Annotated in this window: 14 protein-coding genes and 1 pseudogene; 6 read left to right on the top strand and 9 right to left on the bottom strand. The window is 71.7% G+C overall.

Annotated features, from left to right (window positions below; genetic code table 11):
• Positions 1-2 precede the first annotated feature (2 nt).
• Positions 3-1,139: pseudogene (locus tag BUS84_RS41375) on the bottom strand (glycoside hydrolase family 9 protein); the annotation flags it as partial.
• A 290-nt stretch (positions 1,140-1,429) separates the two neighbouring features.
• Here BUS84_RS41375 and BUS84_RS32025 point away from each other — a divergent pair.
• The 3 genes from BUS84_RS32025 to BUS84_RS32015 all read left to right on the top strand — a co-directional run bounded on the left by BUS84_RS32025 (position 1,430) and on the right by BUS84_RS32015 (position 4,661).
• Positions 1,430-2,224 (top strand): LPXTG cell wall anchor domain-containing protein, encoded by a 795-nt coding sequence (locus BUS84_RS32025; RefSeq protein ID WP_074318137.1) that lies wholly within the window; start codon positions 1,430-1,432, stop codon positions 2,222-2,224.
• 384 nt (positions 2,225-2,608) lie between these two features.
• Positions 2,609-4,174: an aldehyde dehydrogenase family protein gene (locus BUS84_RS32020; RefSeq protein ID WP_074318136.1), complete on the top strand. Its 1,566-nt coding sequence runs from the start codon at positions 2,609-2,611 to the stop codon at positions 4,172-4,174.
• Between the two features lie 88 nt (positions 4,175-4,262).
• Entirely contained in the window at positions 4,263-4,661 is a 399-nt protein-coding gene (locus tag BUS84_RS32015) for a VOC family protein (RefSeq protein WP_074318135.1), read from the top strand.
• 14 nt (positions 4,662-4,675) lie between these two features.
• Here the strand turns inward: BUS84_RS32015 and BUS84_RS32010 are convergent, their stop codons facing one another.
• On the bottom strand, positions 4,676-5,740 hold the full coding sequence (locus BUS84_RS32010) for a GNAT family N-acetyltransferase (RefSeq protein ID WP_074318134.1): 1,065 nt from the start codon (positions 5,738-5,740) through the stop codon (positions 4,676-4,678).
• Between the two features lie 92 nt (positions 5,741-5,832).
• Positions 5,833-6,537 carry an ACT domain-containing protein gene (locus BUS84_RS32005; protein WP_074319260.1) on the bottom strand — a complete coding sequence of 235 codons (705 nt, stop codon included), beginning with the start codon at positions 6,535-6,537 and terminating at the stop codon, positions 5,833-5,835.
• A 145-nt stretch (positions 6,538-6,682) separates the two neighbouring features.
• On the opposite strand from BUS84_RS32005, the gene BUS84_RS32000 reads away from it, so the two are divergent.
• Together BUS84_RS32000 and BUS84_RS31995 are read left to right on the top strand one after the other, a co-directional pair.
• Positions 6,683-7,762: a phosphotransferase family protein gene (locus BUS84_RS32000; protein ID WP_074318133.1), complete on the top strand. Its 1,080-nt coding sequence runs from the start codon at positions 6,683-6,685 to the stop codon at positions 7,760-7,762.
• Positions 7,762-8,982, top strand: a complete 1,221-nt coding sequence (locus BUS84_RS31995) for an acyl-CoA dehydrogenase family protein (RefSeq protein ID WP_074318132.1) — start codon at positions 7,762-7,764, stop codon at positions 8,980-8,982. Before BUS84_RS32000 ends, BUS84_RS31995 begins: the two co-directional genes overlap by 1 nt.
• Positions 8,983-9,215: 233 nt before the next feature.
• On the opposite strand, the gene BUS84_RS31985 is transcribed toward BUS84_RS31995, so the two are convergent.
• The 6 genes from BUS84_RS31985 to BUS84_RS31960 all read right to left on the bottom strand — a co-directional run bounded on the left by BUS84_RS31985 (position 9,216) and on the right by BUS84_RS31960 (position 15,857).
• Positions 9,216-10,262 (bottom strand): LacI family DNA-binding transcriptional regulator, encoded by a 1,047-nt coding sequence (locus BUS84_RS31985; RefSeq protein ID WP_074319258.1) that lies wholly within the window; start codon positions 10,260-10,262, stop codon positions 9,216-9,218.
• An 82-nt stretch (positions 10,263-10,344) separates the two neighbouring features.
• Positions 10,345-11,778 (bottom strand): GH1 family beta-glucosidase, encoded by a 1,434-nt coding sequence (locus tag BUS84_RS31980; RefSeq protein WP_074318131.1) that lies wholly within the window; start codon positions 11,776-11,778, stop codon positions 10,345-10,347.
• Complete coding sequence (locus BUS84_RS31975; RefSeq protein ID WP_074318130.1) at positions 11,775-12,617, bottom strand: carbohydrate ABC transporter permease; 843 nt, start codon at positions 12,615-12,617, stop codon at positions 11,775-11,777. The genes BUS84_RS31980 and BUS84_RS31975 overlap by 4 nt, the downstream gene beginning before the upstream one ends.
• A gap of 10 nt (positions 12,618-12,627) precedes the next feature.
• Positions 12,628-13,599 carry a carbohydrate ABC transporter permease gene (locus BUS84_RS31970; protein WP_074318129.1) on the bottom strand — a complete coding sequence of 324 codons (972 nt, stop codon included), beginning with the start codon at positions 13,597-13,599 and terminating at the stop codon, positions 12,628-12,630.
• Positions 13,600-13,708: 109 nt separating this feature from the next.
• Positions 13,709-14,998: an ABC transporter substrate-binding protein gene (locus BUS84_RS31965; protein ID WP_074318128.1), complete on the bottom strand. Its 1,290-nt coding sequence runs from the start codon at positions 14,996-14,998 to the stop codon at positions 13,709-13,711.
• A 298-nt stretch (positions 14,999-15,296) separates the two neighbouring features.
• Complete coding sequence (locus BUS84_RS31960) at positions 15,297-15,857, bottom strand: plasmid pRiA4b ORF-3 family protein (RefSeq protein ID WP_074318127.1); 561 nt, start codon at positions 15,855-15,857, stop codon at positions 15,297-15,299.
• Positions 15,858-16,007: 150 nt separating this feature from the next.
• On the opposite strand from BUS84_RS31960, the gene BUS84_RS31955 reads away from it, so the two are divergent.
• Positions 16,008-16,754 carry a pyrimidine reductase family protein gene (locus BUS84_RS31955; RefSeq protein ID WP_074318126.1) on the top strand — a complete coding sequence of 249 codons (747 nt, stop codon included), beginning with the start codon at positions 16,008-16,010 and terminating at the stop codon, positions 16,752-16,754.
• Positions 16,755-16,831 lie beyond the last annotated feature (77 nt).

Genomic DNA, 16,831 nt, shown 5'->3' with positions numbered 1-16,831 from the left:
ATCTTGGACGTTCCGGGGGCCACGGTGCCGTTGTAGGAGAGGTTCGTCGCGGTCACCGCCGCGCCGGCCTGGCTGACCGTCGCCGACCAGCCCTGGTTGACGGTCTGCCCGCCGGGCAGGCTGAACCGCAGCGTCCAGCCGTTGACCGCGGTGGTACCGGTGTTCGTGATCGTCACGGTGGCGGTGAAACCGGTGCTCCAGTCGCTGGTGACGTACCCCACCGAGCAGGCGCCGGCGACCGGCGGTGGCGCGGTGGTCACGGCGACCGGCGCGGACGCCGCGGAGGTGTTGCCGGCCGCGTCCACGGCCACCACGTAGAACTGGTACGCCGTCGAGGCGGTCAGCCCGGCCACCGCCAGCGTGGTGGTGGTCGGCGCGCCGACGACCGGGTCGGTCGCGCCGGCCTCCCGGTGCACCCGGTACCCCGTGACGCAGGCGTGCCCGAGCAACCGGTCGGCGTAGGCCCGCGTCGGTGGGCCGGAACACCATCGAGGACGCGGCCATCGCGGCCGCCGTCTCCCCCGCCAGGTCCGCGCCGCCGCAGCTCGCATCGATCCGGTAGGCGGGCCGCGCCATCGGCAGCACCTCGGCCGGTCCCCACCACTTGTGGTCGTCGTCGCCCTTGCCGACCTGTCCGTAGAGGACGTTCGGTGCGGGGTGGGTCTTGATGAAGTAGTCGTTGACGAAGCGCAGGTTGTTCAGCAGGTGCGGCAACTGCCCGGAGGCGGTGTAGCCGCTGCGGTACTCGACCGCGCCCCAGGCGAGCATCGTGGCGCTGAACGCCATCGGGAAGCCGAACTTCACGTGGTCGCCGGCGTCGTATCAACCGCCGGTGAGGTCCAGCCCGCGTCGGCGCCGTCGGTGAGCGCGCTGTCGCCGCGCCAGGAGACGCGGTTCCAGTCCGGCAGCCGGCCGGACTGCTGCGCCTCGTAGAAGAGCAGGGACTTCTGCAACGCCTCCGCGTAGTTGAAGGCCGGCGCGGCGGACGCCGGCCCGGACGGCGGTGCGGCGACCGCCAGGGCGAGCCCGGTGAGCAGGGCGACGCCGGCGGCCAGCAGCCGACGTGGCCAGGGCTGGTCGGCGACCGGCGGCCGGCACCGGTCGGGGCGGCCGGGGACCGGCCGGGTGGGGTGGCGCATGGCGATCTCCTGTCGGTGGCGGAGTCACCACGGGGATCCACGGAAGCGCTTCCATGGATAGTCGACAATGTAATGTGAGCACTGCGGGTTGGGAAGCCCGCCGGAGCGCGCGGAGCGTCGCGACGGCGGTACGTGTTACGGCGACACGCGCAGGAAAGCCGCACAAGTTGGCCGGAATCCTGTTCCTGTCCGGCACGTCGTCCCAGCTCAGGCCGATCGACCGATGTCGCCAAAAGATCCCCTACATGAGATCATGTGCCGTCCCCTCGGCCAATCTCGGAGGAATACTCATGCCACAGCGTCGGCGCCTGGCGCGCGCGGCCGTCTGCACGGCCGCCGCCACGGCCGGTCTCGCTCTCGCCACCCCGGCGTGGGCGGTCGCCACGTCGGTTCCGCTCAACCCGGCTCACGTGGACTCCACCGCGGCGACCTTCCCTGACAAGGACTGCAAGGACGACCGGTTCGACAGCCTGCCCGCCGGCTACGACGGCTGGCACTTCGTCCTTCCGCAGGGCAAGACGTCCAGCAGCTTCGAGTCGCTCACCCTGACCTTCAGCAACGGGTCCACCGCGGTCACGGTGCAGGTGCCGGACAGCACCGACGCCTACCCGGACTACTTCTACTCGGCCGGCGGCAAGCAGATGCACGCCTACCTCTTCACCCCGGCCGGGTGGAAGCTGACCGGCGGCAGCGCCGAGGTCACCAACGCGGTCGACAAGTTCAACCTGAGCCACACCTGTGCCGGCACCATCGCGACACAGTCCCCGAGCCCCACGCCGTCGACGTCGGTCTCGCCGTCTACGTCAGTCTCGCCGTCGACCTCGGTCTCGCCGTCGACCTCGGTCTCGCCGTCGGAGTCGGTCTCGCCGTCGGAGTCGGTTTCCCCGTCGGAGTCGGTTTCCCCGTCGGACTCGGTCTCGCCCTCGGCGAGCACGGGCGGCAACGGTGGCAGTGACACCGAGGGCGGCCTGCCCCTGACCGGTGTGGCCACGACCAGCATCGCGCTGGGTGGCGTCGCCCTGATCGGCGGTGGCGCCCTGCTGATGATGCGGCGCCGTCGCGACCGGATCACCTTCACCAGCTGACCCCGCACGACGCCGCGGCCGGCCGCCGGACCCTGTCCGGTGGCCGGCCGCGACCCGTTTCCTCCGCCGGCCGGCACGTCCGCACCACCGCCGAGGTGAACACCACTCTGGACGATTGATCCGTTGCGGGCGCCGATCCGTACCGACGGGTAACCCGGTCGACGGCGCCCGGAGAAAGCTCACATCATCGAAGTCAACCGATCGATGGTCGGCGTACGCGCAGTTCAAGTTGATCCGGGGCGCGCGCGGCGCCCAGCGAGCGGGCGCGTGGGCGTCCAGCCAGACAAACGTACTGTTGCTGACCCGCTACCCGGCGCGGGACAGTACCGATCACCAGCGGTGCCATCGACGCCGCCGCTCCCCGGTCAACCCTGAGGAGAAGCGATGGCACTACGACTCGCCGAGGGCACCGCATGGTCCGACGTCCTCGCCCGCGCGGTGGCCGCCACCCCCGAGGCGTTCGGCGCCGAGGTCGACGGCGTCACCACACTGCACAACCTGGTAGAAGGCGACTGGCGGGCGGTCGGCGCCCCCGCGCCGGTCCGCACCCCGGTGGACAACACCGTCGTGATCAACCTTCCCCGGCTCGACGCCGACACCGCCCGCGCCGCCGTCGCGCACGCGGCCGCCGCGCACCGGGCCTGGGCCCAGACCCCGCTCGCCGACCGCAAGGCGCGGGTCATCGACGCGCTGGACGCGCTCGCCGCCCACCGCGATCTGCTCGCGCTGCTGCTGGTCTGGGAGATCGGCAAGCCGTGGCGGCTGGCCTGCGCCGATGTGGACCGGGCGCTCGACGGCGTGCGCTGGTACGCGGGAGAGATCGACCGGATGCTCGCCGACGGCCGCGAACCGCTGCCCGGCCCAGTCAGCAACATCGCGTCGTGGAACTACCCGATGAGCGTCCTCGTGCACGCCGAACTGGTCCAACTGCTGGCCGGCAACGCGGTCATCGCCAAGACCCCCTCCCAGGGCGGCGCGGTCTGCCTGACCGTCGCGCACGCGCTGATGCGCCGGGCCGGGCTGCCCGCCACGCTGGTCTCCGGCGGCGGCGAGGAACTGTCCGAAGTGCTGGTCCGGGCACCGGAGATCGGCGCGGTTGCGTTCGTCGGCGGGCGCTCCAACGGAGGCAAGGTGGCCGCCGCGCTGCTCGACAGCGACAAGCGGCACTTCATCGAGCAGGAGGGCCTCAACGCCTGGGGCATCTGGAACTTCTCCCAGTGGGACCTGCTCGCCGCGCACCTCAAGAAGGGCTTCGAGTACGGCAAGCAGCGCTGCACCGCGTACCCCCGGTTCGTCGTGCAGCGTGACCTGGTCGACGAGTTCCTCGACATGTACCTGCCGGTGGTCCGCTCGGTTCGCTTCGGGCACCCGCTCGCGGTGGACGAGACCTGGACCGCGGGCGACCCGCTGCCCGAGCTGGACTTCGGGCCGCTGATCAGCGCCGCCAAGGCCGAGGAGCTGCACCGCAAGGTCGACGAGGCGGTCCGCGGCGGCGCGGTGCCGCTGCACCGGGGCAAGCTGACCGGCGCGCCGTTCATGCCCGGGCAGGACACCTCGGCGTACGTGGCGCCGTCGGTGCTGCTCGCCCCGCCCGGCCGGTCCGGGCTGATGCACGCCGAGCCGTTCGGGCCGGTCGACACGATCGTCGTGGTGGACACCACCGACGAGTTGCTGGCCGCGATGAACGCCTCCAACGGCGCGCTGGTCGCGTCGCTGGCCTGCGACGACACCGACGAGGCCGGCAAGCTCGCGGTGGACCTCCAGGCGTTCAAGGTGGGCATCAACAAGCCGCGCTCACGAGGCGACCGCGACGAGCCGTTCGGCGGCCGGGGCGCCTCCTGGAAGGGCGCGTTCGTCGGCGGTGACCTGCTGGTGCAGGCGGTCACGGTCGGCGGCGACAGCCGGCTCTACGGCAACTTCCCCGACTACAACAGCTACCCCACCACCTGACCACGGTGCAAGGAAGGGCCCCTTGTTAACGCCTCGTGCACAGCAAGGGGCCCCTCTCAACACCGGACCCGCGGCGTACCGTCAAGAGATGGCGATCATCGCGCAGCTCTCCCTGGGCGTGTCCGACGCCGAGCGGGCGGCGACCTTCTGGGCCGCCGCCCTCGGCTACCGTCGCCGGGCGACCCGATTCGATGGCGACGACTGGGTCGTGCTGGAGCCGCCTCCCGGAACGCCGGGCGTGGCCATCGCGATGGACCTCAGCGAGAGCCCGGTGCAGGAGTTCCCCCGGCTCCACATGGACCTGGACGCCGGCAAGCGCAGCCTCGACGAGGAACTCGACCGGTTGCTCGCCCTCGGGGCGCAGCGGGTGGACTGGCGGCACTACCCCACCGACCCGCACCCGACCGAGCCGCCGTACGTGGTGCTCGCCGATCCCGAGGGCAACCGGCTCTGCGTCTCCGGCCGCCGCGAGCCGCCTCGTTGTTAACAACGGGGCCCTTCCTATGCACCAGGCGTTGAGAAGGTGCCCTTCCTTTCCGGGGTGAGCGGGACGGTGAGGCTGAGCAGGGTGCCGTCGCGCTCTGCTGAGGCGGGCCGGTTCAGCCGGCGCAGGGTACGCAGCATCGGGCGGTTCTCGGCCTGTACGTGCAGCACCAGCGCCACGTACCCGGCCCGGTCGGCGTGCCGGGCCAGCCGGCGCAGCAACGCCAAGCCGAGCCCACGCCGCTGCCAGTCGTCGCGCACCAGCAGCGCCACCTCGGCCTCGTCGCCCTCACCGAGCAGGTTCGCCATCGCGACCACCGACTCCGCGCCGCCGTCGTCATCGGTGGCCGTGGCGATCAGGGTCAGCCCCCGGTTCGGCTCCAGAAGCCGGCGCAACCGGGCCCGCTGCGGCAGCGCCGCCCCGCTCAGGTAGCGCCGCTGCCGGCTGCGCGGCGAGCACCCCTCGTGCAGCTCCAGCACCCCGGACAGGTCGTCCGCGCGGGCCGGCCGGACGGCCAGCTCGGCGCCGTCGGGCAGCACGAGGGTGACCTGCTCGGCGGCCCGGCGCGCCACGGTGGCGGCCAGCTCGACCAGGGCCTGCGCCCGGGCGTACTCCGCCGGAGTGAAGGCGGGCGCGGCCCGGCGCAGCGCGAACGAACCGCCCGCCGGGTCCGCCAGCAGCATGCTGGTGCCGATGATCCCCCGGTCGACGCCGGTCGACGCGGGCCGCCAGCTGACCGACTCGGCGCCGAGCAGGGTGGACAGCGCCTCGCCCGTCGCGTCCGGGTCGCGCACCAGCCGGTTGGCCAGCCCGAGCACCCGGGTGGGCTGGTCGGCCAGGCCGCGCGCCTCGCTGCGCGCCACCCAGCAGTCCCGGCCGCGACCCCGCTCGACGGCGGCGATCAGCCCGGCCTCGTCCAGCGCGTCCGGCGCGTCGACCAGGAAGTCGTCCACCGCGCCCCGTTCGGTGGGTTGCACCTGCACGGTGAGGATGTTGACCCCGCGCAGCGCGAGGCTCGCCGTGAGGACCGACAGGTAACCCGGCCGGTCGTCCACCGTCGCTCGGATCCGCCACAACGTCATGGTTGGCTCCCTTCCCCGGTACGAGCCTCGTCCCCGGCTGTTGCCGCCCGGTTGCTCGCCGGTGACGGCCCGGGAACTCCTCGGGCTGCCGCTCAGGGGCCGGCGACCACCGGGGGCGCGCCGACCAGGTCCAGCCGGTCGCCGAGGATCACCGCGCTGGCCCGGACGAGCTGGGTGAGCCGGTCCACCTCGGTGCTGTGGAACGCGGCGGCGGAGAGGGTCTCGCTGTGCTCGCGGGCCACCACCAGGACCAGGCCGGCCCGGCCGAACGGCGCGATCGCGTGGTGGGTGCCGTCGGGGGTGGTCATCGACCGGCCGCGCAGCGGGGTCACCTCCGGCAGCTGCGGCGGTACGGGAGCCCGCCAGCTGGCGTGCCCGATAGCCGCCCCACCGACGCCCCCGCTCCGCGATGCCCAGTCCACCGGCACCACGGCGGCCACGGCCCAGTCGGCCGCCAGCAGCCCGGGTACCGCGTCGACCAGCGTGGCCAGCCCGTCGGCCGGGTTCGCCGCGACCTGGGCCAGCAGCTCCGCGTCCTGACCGGTGGTGGTAGGCGCGCCGATCGCCCGCCATACCCCGTCGACCCGTACGCCGGGGATCGCCGCGAGGCCGGCCAGCAGCCGCTCCACCCGGGCCGCGCCCGTCCAGACCACCGTGAAGTCGTCCACCGCGCGTCCGCCGAGCCGCTCCAGGACGACCACCTGGACGATGTCCGCGCCGGACACGCCCAACGTGCGGGCGACCTGGCCGAGGGTGCCCGGACGGTCCGGCAGGGTGACTCGAACTCGCAGCAACATGTCTGTCCCTCCGCTCGGCGGGCCGGCGGCGGCCGGCAGGCTGGTCACAGCCTGGGCGTTGACCATTTCGTCCCTGTTGCAGAGGCATGTCCCGAGGGGAAATTCCGACCTTGACAACGTGAGCGGGCTGCCATCAACTAGTCGGATGACCGATCCGGCCGTCGATGCGCTCCGGCCGGGGGCCCTTCCGGCGTCCCCCGCCGGCCTGGACCTGGCCCGACTCGCCGGCTATCTGGCGGAACACCGCCCCGAGTTGGCCGTCGGGCCGCTGCGGGCCCAGCTGATCGCGGGCGGCAAGTCCAACCTCACCTACCTGCTGCGCCTCGGCGACCGCGAGGTCGTGCTGCGCCGGCCGCCGCTGGGGCACGTGCTGGCGACCGCGCACGACATGGCCCGCGAGTTCCGGGTCATCTCGGCGCTGGCGCCGACCGAGGTGCCGGTGCCGGGTGCCCTGCTGCTCTGCACCGAGCCGGAGGTGATCGGCGCGCCGTTCTACCTGATGGAGCGGATGCCCGGCGAGGTGTTCCGCACCCGCGCACAGACCGACCCGCTGGGCGACGAGCGACGCCGCGCCCTCGCAATGGCGATGATGGACACTCTCGCGGCACTGCACACCGTCGAGCCGGCGGCGGTCGGGCTGAGCGACTTCGGCCGCCCGGAGGGCTATCTGGCCCGGCAGGTCCGCCGGTGGGCCGGGCAGCTCGACCGCTCGCGCAGCCGCCCGCTGCCGGGCATCGACGAGCTGCGGGACCTGCTTGCGGCGACCGCCCCGGAGGGCGCGAACGCCGGCCGCATCGTGCACGGCGACTACCGCCTGGACAATCTCCTCGCCTCGGCCGACCCGGTCGCCGTGCACGCGGTGCTGGACTGGGAGATGGCCACCCTCGGTGATCCGCTGGCCGACCTGGGGCTGCTGCTGACGTACTGGGACGTGCTGGGCGACAGCGAGACGGCCGCCGGCAACCCGGTGGCCGACGGGCTCGGCCCGCGCGCCGGCTTCCCCACCGGCGCCGAGCTGATCGACCGGTACGCCGGGCGCAGCGACGTGAACGTCGGGCCGCTGCACTGGCACGTGGCACTCGGCTGTTTCAAGCTCGCGGTCATCTGCGAGGGCATCCACTACCGCCACACGCTCGGGCAGACGCTCGGCGAGGGCTTCGACCGGATCGGCGAGATGGTGGCACCGCTGGTCGCGCACGGGCTGACCGCCGCCAGGGAGCGGTGATGGACTTCTCGTACGACGCCCGGACCGAGGAGCTGCGCGACGAGCTGACCCGGTTCCTGACCGAGCACGTCTACCCCGCCGAGGCGGTGCACGCCGAGCAGGCCGCCGCGGGCGACCCGTGGTCGCGTACCCCGGTGCTCGCCGAGCTGAAGGCGGAGGCCCGCAAGCGCGGCCTGTGGAACCTCTTCCTGCCCGACCCGCGCTACGGCGCCGGCCTGACCAACCTCCAGTACGCCCCGCTCGCCGAGCTGACCGGGCGCAGCCCGCACCTGGCGCCGGAGGCGGTCAACTGTGCGGCGCCGGACACCGGCAACATGGAACTGCTGGCCGAGTTCGGCTCGGAGGCGCAGCGGGAACGCTGGCTCATGCCCCTGCTGGAGGGCGAGATCCGCTCCGCGTTCTGCATGACCGAGCCGGACGTCGCGTCCTCCGACGCCACCAACATCGCCACCCAAATCACCAGGGACGGCGACGAGTACGTGATCAACGGTCGCAAGTGGTGGTCGTCCGGCGCGATGGACCCGCGCTGCGAGATCTTCATCGTGATGGGCAAGACCGACCCCCGCGCCGACCGGCACCGCCAGCAGAGCATGGTGCTGGTCCCGCGGGACACCCCGGGCGTGACCGTGCGCCGGGGCATGACCGTCTTCGGCTACACCGACGGTTCGCACGGCGGACACGCCGAGATCGACTTCACCGACGTCCGGGTGCCGGCGGAGAATCTGATCGGCGCCGAGGGCACCGGCTTCGCCATCGCCCAGGCCCGGCTGGGCCCGGGCCGGATCCACCACTGCATGCGGCTGATCGGGATGGCCGAGCGGGCGTTGGAGCTGCTGTGCCGGCGGGCGAACAAGCGGATCGCGTTCGGCCGGCCGCTGGCCGAGCAGGGCGTGGTGCGGGAGTGGATCGCTGAGTCGCGGGTGCGCATCGAGCAGTCCCGGCTGCTGGTGCTCAAGACTGCCTGGCTGATGGACACCGTCGGCAACAAGGGCGCGCACACCGAGATCCAGGCCATCAAGATCGGCACGCCGGCGATGGCGGAGTGGGTGATCGACAAGGCCATCCAGGGGTACGGCGGCGCCGGCGTCAGCCAGGACACCCCGCTGGCCGCCCTGTGGGCGCAGACCCGAACCCTGCGCCTCGCCGACGGCCCCGACGAGGTCCACCGCTCCTCCCTGGCCAAGCGCGAACTCCGCCGCTGGACCCCCACCCCCGCCTAACCCCCACCCCCCGCCCGGGCCCGGCCCCGCGCACCCCGCCCTCGCCCTCGCCCTCGCCCTCGCCCTCGCCCTCGCCCTCGCCCTCGCCCTCGCCCTCGCCCTCGCCCTCGCCCTCGCCCTCGCCCTCGCCCTCGCCCTCGCCCGTTGATCATGAAGTTAATGCCATCCATGTCGGCGTGTCAGGGCAATAACTTCATGATCAACGGCGGGTCCGGCGGCCGGTCCGGGCGGGGTCAGGCGGAGGCGCGGTGGATCAGTTGGGTGTCCAGGAGGATGTGCGGGGCGGGGAGGTCGTCGCCGCGGATCCGGGCGACCAGCAGCCGGGCCATCTGCCGGCCCATCTCCTCCACCGGCTGGAAGACGGTGGTCAGCGGCGGGTCCGCCTGCCGGGCGATCGGCGCGTCGTCGAACCCGATCACCGCGACGTCCTCGGGCACCCGCCGGCCGGCCTCGCGCAGCGCCCGTAGCGCGCCGAACGCCATCAGGTCGGACGCGACGAAGACCGCGTCCAGGTCCGGGCAGGCGTCCAGCAGCCGGCGCATGCAGGCCGCGCCGCTGCCCTCGCTGAAGTCGCCGTACGCGATGAGGTCGGGGTTGACGCCGGCCCCGGTGGCCTTGACCGCCTCGGTGTAGCCGGCCAGCCGGGCCAGGCCGGCGCCCATGTCCTGCGGACCGGCGATGGTGGCGATGCGTCGCCGCCCCCGGCCGGCCAGGTACTCCACCGCCTGCCGGGCGCCGCCCACGTTGTCCACGTCGACGAACCAAGCCGGCTGGGCGCCGGGTTGCAGCATCCGGGCCGGGCGGCCGCCGAGCACGGCGGGCAGGCCGCGCTCCTCCAGCAGGGTCGGCAACGGGTCGGAGTCGTGCAACGACAGCAGCAGGACGCCGTCGACGTGCTGGTTGGTCAGGTGGTGCTCGACCCGTTCCCGCTCCACCGCCGACTGGGCCATGGCCAGCCAGAGCTGCATCGGCGTCTCCAGCAGGCCGGAGCTGATCCCCCGCACGATGCCGGCGAAGAACGGCTCGGTGAAGACCCGTTCGCCGGATTCGGACACCACCAGCGCGACGGAGTCCGTCCGCTGGGTGACGAGGGCGCGGGCGGCCCGGTTCGGCACGTACCCCAGCTCGGCGATGGCCTGCTGGACCGCGGCCCGGGCCTCCGGGCTGACCTGGGGCGAGCCGTTGACCACGCGGGAGACCGTGCCCCGCCCGACGCCGGCGCGCGCCGCGACCGCATCGAGGGTCGGGCGCCCGAGCGACCGGGTGCGCTGCGTTGTCATCGTCTGCTCCTCCGACGGCGGGCGGACCCGGTGCCACCCGCGGGAGGTGGACACCAGGACCGCCCTGATGGCTGGCCCGAGCCTATTGTGCGGCCAGACCGTTGCGTCGGATCACCGAGGCGTACCACCTGGCACTGGACTTGGGGATGCGGACCTGGGTGTCGTAGTCGACGTGGATCATGCCGAACCGCTTGGTGTAACCCCAGGCCCATTCGAAATTATCCATCAGCGACCAGGCGAAGTATCCCCGCAGGGGCACCCCGGCGTTGATCGCCTCGTGCGCGGCGCGCAGGTGGGCGTCGAAGTAGGCCAGCCGGTCGACGTCGTCGACCTTTCCGTCGATGACCGTGTCGACGAACGCGGAGCCGTTCTCGGTGACGTAGAGCGGCAGGTCGGTGTACTCGTCGTGCACCCGCCGCAGCGTCTCGACCAGGCCCGGAGCGTCGATCTCCCAGTTCATGTCGGTGACCGGGACGCCCCGGGTGACGAACCGGACGTCCTCGCTGCCCGGCCAGCAGGAGGGCGCCCGCCAGTACGGCTCCGGCTCGACGCCCTCGACCGGGGCGGCGACCACGTGCCGGCTGTAGTAGTTGACCCCGACCAGGTCGAGCGGCGTGGCGATGGTGGCCAGGTCGCCGTCGCGTACGTGGTCGAAGTCGGTCACCGTGCTCAGGTCGGCCATCAGGTCCTCCGGGTACGACCCGCGCAGCAGCGGGTCGAGGAAGAACCGGTTGGCCAGCGCGTCGATCCGCCGCGCGGCGTCCACGTCGGCGGGGGCGTCACTGGCCGGGTCGACCGGGTAGAGGTTGACGGTCACCCCCACCTCGGCGCTGGGCCGGGCGGCCCGCAGCGCCTGCACGGCCAGGCCGTGCCCGAGCATCAGGTGGTGCCCGGCGCGGACCGCGTCCGCCCCGTTGGACCGGCCGGGGGCGTGCACTGCAGAGCCGTAGCCGAGGAACGCCGAGCACCACGGCTCGTTCAGCGTGGTCCAGTAGCGCACCCGGTCGCCGAGCGCGTCGGCGACCAGCGTGGTGTAGTCGGCGAAGCGGGCGGCGGTGTCCCGGGCGGGCCAGCCGCCGGCGTCCTCCAGCGTCTGCGGCAGGTCCCAGTGGTAGAGGGTGAGCCACGGCTCGATGCCGTGCGCCAGCAGCTCGTCGACGAGCCGACGGTAGAAGTCCAGGCCCTGCGGGTTGGCCGCGCCGGTGCCGCCGGGCTGCACCCGGGGCCAGGAGACCGAGAAACGGTACGACTTCAGGCCCAGCTCGGCCATCAGCGCGACGTCGTCGCCGAGCCGGTGGTAGTGGTCGCAGGCCACGTCGCCGGTGTGCCCGGCGACCACCCGGCCGTCGGTGTGGCTGAAGGTGTCCCAGATCGACGGGGTACGACCGTCCCCGGCCGCCGCCCCCTCGATCTGGTACGCCGCGGTCGCGGCGCCCCACAGGAAGCCGGGCGGAAAGGTCAGCCCGGGGCGCTCGTCGAGGACGCCGACGGCGGGCGGGCGGGCGGGGTTGCTCACGACTTGACGGCACCTTCCATGATCCCGCCGATGATCTGGCGGCCAAACAGGAGAAAGACGAGCACCAGGGGGATGGTGCCGATCGCCGTGGCGGCGAACACCTGGGAGTAGTCGGTGTAGTAGGCGTACGAGAGGAAGGAGAGCGAGACCTGCAGGGTCGGGTTCTCCGGGGTGAGGATGGCGTACGGCCAGAGGAACGAGTTCCAGGTCTCCATGAAGGTCAGCAGACCGAGGACGCCGGCGGCGGGGCGCAGCGCGGGCAGCACGATGCTCCAGTAGATGCGGAACGTGCTCGCCCCGTCGACCCGGCCGGCCTCGATCAGCTCGTCGGAGATCGCCTGGCTGGCGTACTGCCGCATCATGAACACGCCGAAGGCGCTGACCAGGAACGGCACGGTGACCGCGTAGAGGGTGTCGTACCACCCCAGGTCCTGCATCATGCCCCAGAGCGGGATGAGGCCCATCTGGGTCGGGATCATCAGGGTGACGATGATCGCCAGCAGGAGAGCGTTGCTGCCCTTGAACCGCAGTTTGGCGAAGGCGAACCCGGCCAGCGAACCGGTGAGCACCACCGACAGGGTGACCACCGAGGAGACGATGATCGAGTTCATCAGGCCGGTGAGGAAGTTGGCGGCGTCGTTGTCGAGCACCCGTGCGAAGTTGTCACCGAACGCTCCGCCGGGGGTCAGCGGCGGCGGCACGTCGTTGATGGAGTCCAGGCTGCGGCTGCCGATCACCATCATGTAGTAGAACGGGTAGATCGACAGCAGCGCCGCCAGGACGAGCGCCACGTAGGTCAGCGGGCTGGTGCGCCACAGGCGCTGGGAAGCCGAGATCATCGATCTCTCCTCACTTGGCCGAGCGGCGGACGAGTAGGAAGTTGAACAGCGACACCACGACGATGATCATGAAGATCGCCCAGGCGACTGCGGCTCCGTAGCCTGCGGTGTTCAGGTTCACGATGCCCATCTCGTACATGTACATGGCCAGCGTCTGGAACTCCCGCTGGTTGCCGCCGATGATGTTGCCGTTGCCGAAGAGCAGGGGCTCGGTGAAGAGCTGCATGCCGCCGATCGTGGACAGGATGACCACGAAGATGAAGGTGGGCTTGAGCATGGGCAGGGTGATCTGCCAGAACTGCCGCCACGGGCTGGCGCCGTCGATCGCCGCGGCCTCGTAGAGGTCCTTCGGGATCGCCTGCATGCCGGCGAGCAGGATCAGGGTGTTGTACCCGGTCCACCGCCAGTTGACCATGGAGGAGATGGCGACCCAGGAACTCCACCGGTGCCCGTCCCAGTCGACCGGGTCGACACCGACGAAACCGAGCAGCCAGTTGAACAGGCCGAACTCCCGCTGGAACAGCATCCCGAAGACGATCGCGACCGCGGCCACCGACACCACGTTCGGCATGAAGATGGCCATCCGGAAGAAGGTCTTGGCGCGCAGGAAGGTCCGGTTAAGCAGGTTCGCCAGGAAGAGGGCGAGCAACAGCTGCGGGATGGTCGACAGGGCGAAGATGCCGAACGTGTTGACCAGCGCGTTCCAGAAGTACTCGTCGGACACCAGCCGGGTGTAGTTGTCGAAGCCGATGAACGAGTGGTCGCCGATCATGTCCCAGTCGTGCAGCGACATCCAGGCGGTACGCACCATCGGGTACAGCCCGAACGCGCCGAAGATCAGGAAGAACGGGGCGATGTAGAGGTACGGCGAGTACTTGACATCGAGGCGGTTGAGTAACCTTCCCCGGCTACGTCGGGAAGAGACGTCGGGAGAAGGCGGTGCTGCTGGCGACGGCGGTGCCGTCGTGGCCGACAGGCTCATGCGAAATTCCTTTTCCGGCGAGGCCCGGGGGCCCTCGCGCAGGGCGCTACGCGGAGGGGACCGGCCGGTGGCGTCCGGGAAGCCCCGAACGCCACCGGCAGGGAATCACTCAGAAGGCACCCTGAGTCTTTGCATCCTTCGTGAACTGCTCCCAGGCCTTCGCCTTGCCGGCCTGCCCGTTCTCGAACGCCCGCAGGGCCGGCTCGAGCGCGTTCTCCTTCACCGCCTGGTGCTTCGGACCCAGGTGGATCGGCTGGATCTTGGCGACGCTCTCCCCGAAGATCTTTCCGGTCGGCGCGTTGCTGAAGTACTCGTTGGTGTAGCTGAGGAACGCGTCGTTCTTCAGCGCCTCCAGGTTGGTGGGCAGCGGGCCCTTGGCCTTGAAGGCCTCCACCTGGTTCTTGGCGTTGGTCAGGTACTCGGCGAGCTTCGCCGCCTCCTTGGGGTACTTGCTCTGCTCCGGAACCGCGAGCCACGAGCCGCCCCAGTTACCGCCGCCACCCGGCACGGCCGCGACATCCCACTTGCCCTTGTTGGCCGCACCGGAGTTGTCCGAGACGATGCCGAGCATCCAGGACGGGCAGAAGGTGGCCGCGAAGGTGCCCTGCTTGAAGCCACCCGACCACTCCGGCGACCAGGTCTGCGCCTTGGCGGAGATGTCCGCCATCGAGGTGGCGGTCTCCCAGGCGTTCTTCACCGCGGGGCTGGTGTCCGCGATGATGTTGTTCTCCTTGTCGTAGAACAGATCGCCGCTCTGCTGGAAGAGCACACCGTTGGAGACGGCGGTGATCGAGTCGATGAACGCCTTGCCGCCGCTGCCCTGCTTGTACTTCAGACCGGCGTCGTGGAAGCCCTTCCAGTCCTGCCAGAGCGCCGACACCTGGTCGCGCTCGGTGGGCAGGCCGGCCGCCTGGAACAGGTCCTTGCGGTAGCAGACGGCGAGGCTGCCGACGTCGGTCGGCAGGCCGATCAGCCGGCCGTCTGGCGCCTTGCCCAGCTCCCACTTCCAGGGCAGGTACTCCTTGGAGTGGTCGGCGACCAGCGGCGCGAGGTCGGCCCAGTTGCGCGGGTTGGCCTTGAACTCGTTGAGGATGCCCTCTTCCAGGGCGGTGACGTCCGCCGCGCCCTTGCCGGTGGCCAGGTAGCGGACCAGCTTCGGCCGGTATTCACCGAGCTGTGCGGTCTTGCGCAGCTCGACCTTGATGCCGGTGTCCTTCTCGTACTGCTTGACGATCTCGTCGTAGCCGAACTCGCCGAAGGTGTCGACGACCAGCTTGGCGGGCTTCTCGCCGGCCGCCGGCTTGTCATCGTCGTTGCCGCAGGCTGCGAGACCGCCGATTGCGGTGATCGCGGCCAGGGCAGCGGCCGCCAGGCGGGTACGCCGCGTGGTGACACTCATTCGCTGACCCCTCTTTCCGGTGGTGAGGCTGGGTGGTTGTGGTGGGGGGTGCTTGCCGCGCCGGGTCGGCCGCCGGCGGTTGCCGGCGGCCGGACGGAGGAACGTGGGTGACCCGCGCTGCATCCGGGAGCGCTCCCATGAGATTGCCGGCGGGTAACGGGGGTGTCAATAGGGCGATGGGAGCGTTCCCAGATCGTTACCGCCATCGACCGCTGGGGCGGGTCACCCGAAAACGCGAGATTCCCGGCACCTCGGCCGGCGGCTCACAGCGGTGCCCGTCGCGGCGGGCGCCGCCGGGTCAGCAGAAGCGGCGCAGCAGAGTGCCGGCGCGGTCGACGTCGAAGCGGGACGGGTCGAACGTGGAGCCCGCCCAGTCGCGCAGCAGGGCATGCGCCGGGTCGACGTCAGCCGGATCACCCTGATCGGCCAGCGCCACCAGCAGTGCCCGGTAACCCGACGGGCCGCCGATGCCCTCCGGCGGGCAGGCCCGCTCGCCGTCCAGGCAGACCGGGTACCGCTCCTCCGGGTCGGCGGTCAGCGCGTCCTCGACCACCAGGTCGTGCTCCCACCAGTCGCCGAAGTCGTACGTGTAGGTGAACCGGCTGCCCTTGCCGAGCACCGCGTCGAGCCGAACGTCCAGCTCGTCGTGCAGCGCCAGCTCGCCGTCCGGGTCGGGCTCGCCGTACTGCACCGCGTCGATGTCGAACGAGTGCAGGTGGCAGTCCCGCCAGCCCATCGCGTGCTGCACCACCCGGTGCAGCCGATCCAGTGTGTAGCCGGCCGGAACGAGCACCCGGCGCCAGACCGGCGGACGGACGCCGGCGAGGGACATCTTCAGCTGGAAGATCTGACGCGGCATGCTGTCCTGTCCTCCCGCGGCTTAGGCTGCCAGCATGATCTGCCGAGCGTGCCGGGCCCGGCGACACGACGAATGCCCGGGCCGGAACTGGTGCGACTGCCAGCACCGTACCGCCCCACCGACCCCTCCGGTCACCGGTCCGGCCAGCGAATGACCGTCGGAATCCCGATCCGGCGGCTCTGGCCCGAGCCGTCGGCGCTACCGCTCGACGACGCCGCGCTGACCGTGCTCTACGGCCGCGCCGACCAGCCCCGACTTCGGGTCAACTTCGTCGCGAGCCTGGACGGCGCGGTCACCGTCGACGGCTACTCCGCCGGGCTCTCCGGCGAGCCGGACAAGCGGGTCTTCGGTCTGCTGCGGATGCTCTGCGACGCGCTGGTGGTGGCCGCCGGCACGCTCCGCCACGAGGACTACCGGGCGGTCCGGCTCGACGAACGCCGCCGCGCCTGGCGCCGCGATAACGGACTGGCCGAGTACCCGACGCTGGTGGTCGTCTCCGGCGCGCTCGACCTGGACCCGGCGCAGGCCGCCTTCGCCGACGCGCCCGTCCGGCCGGTGGTGCTCACCCACGCCGGCGTCGACCCACCACCGGGGCTGACCGACGTCGCCGACGTGCTGCGCTGCGGCACCGACCGGGTCGACCTGGCCGCCGGGCTCGACGAGCTGCGCCGGCGCGGGTTGTCCCAGCTGCTCTGCGAGGGCGGCCCGCACCTGTTCGGCGCGCTCACCGCCGCCAACCTGGTGGACGAGCTGTGCCTCACCGTCTCGCCGCTGCTCGCCGGCCCCGGACCGGCCCGGATCATCGCCGGCGACGCCACGCCGCCCCGGCAGCTCCCGCTGCGGCACGTGCTCGCAGCCGACGACGGCGTCCTCATGCTCCGCCACGCCCGCGAGTGACACCCGGGTCGGCAACGGCCAGTCGCCGACCAGACACCCAGCGTCGTGGATGTGACGAGCGATGGTGTCGTCCGCCG

It is taken from the genome of Micromonospora cremea (genome assembly GCF_900143515.1).
In the GTDB taxonomy this organism is placed as follows: domain Bacteria; phylum Actinomycetota; class Actinomycetes; order Mycobacteriales; family Micromonosporaceae; genus Micromonospora; species Micromonospora cremea.
The sequence above is the reverse complement of the archived record's forward strand: the minus strand, read 5'-3'. Positions and strand labels throughout refer to the sequence as shown.

What these genes read in the sequence shown, in the direction of transcription:
- BUS84_RS31995 (WP_074318132.1), top strand. Translation starts at nt 7,762, where the DNA reads ATGGACTTCTCGTACGACGCCCGGACCGAGGAGCTGCGCGACGAGCTG.
- BUS84_RS31970 (WP_074318129.1), bottom strand. Translation starts at nt 13,599, where the DNA reads ATGAGCCTGTCGGCCACGACGGCACCGCCGTCGCCAGCAGCACCGCCT.
- BUS84_RS31975 (WP_074318130.1), bottom strand. Translation starts at nt 12,617, where the DNA reads ATGATCTCGGCTTCCCAGCGCCTGTGGCGCACCAGCCCGCTGACCTAC.
- BUS84_RS31985 (WP_074319258.1), bottom strand. Translation starts at nt 10,262, where the DNA reads ATGACAACGCAGCGCACCCGGTCGCTCGGGCGCCCGACCCTCGATGCG.
- BUS84_RS32010 (WP_074318134.1), bottom strand. Translation starts at nt 5,740, where the DNA reads ATGACGTTGTGGCGGATCCGAGCGACGGTGGACGACCGGCCGGGTTAC.
- BUS84_RS31955 (WP_074318126.1), top strand. Translation starts at nt 16,008, where the DNA reads ATGACCGTCGGAATCCCGATCCGGCGGCTCTGGCCCGAGCCGTCGGCG.
- BUS84_RS32015 (WP_074318135.1), top strand. Translation starts at nt 4,263, where the DNA reads ATGGCGATCATCGCGCAGCTCTCCCTGGGCGTGTCCGACGCCGAGCGG.
- BUS84_RS32025 (WP_074318137.1), top strand. Translation starts at nt 1,430, where the DNA reads ATGCCACAGCGTCGGCGCCTGGCGCGCGCGGCCGTCTGCACGGCCGCC.
- BUS84_RS32000 (WP_074318133.1), top strand. Translation starts at nt 6,683, where the DNA reads ATGACCGATCCGGCCGTCGATGCGCTCCGGCCGGGGGCCCTTCCGGCG.
- BUS84_RS31965 (WP_074318128.1), bottom strand. Translation starts at nt 14,998, where the DNA reads ATGAGTGTCACCACGCGGCGTACCCGCCTGGCGGCCGCTGCCCTGGCC.
- BUS84_RS32020 (WP_074318136.1), top strand. Translation starts at nt 2,609, where the DNA reads ATGGCACTACGACTCGCCGAGGGCACCGCATGGTCCGACGTCCTCGCC.
- BUS84_RS32005 (WP_074319260.1), bottom strand. Translation starts at nt 6,537, where the DNA reads ATGTTGCTGCGAGTTCGAGTCACCCTGCCGGACCGTCCGGGCACCCTC.
- BUS84_RS31960 (WP_074318127.1), bottom strand. Translation starts at nt 15,857, where the DNA reads ATGCCGCGTCAGATCTTCCAGCTGAAGATGTCCCTCGCCGGCGTCCGT.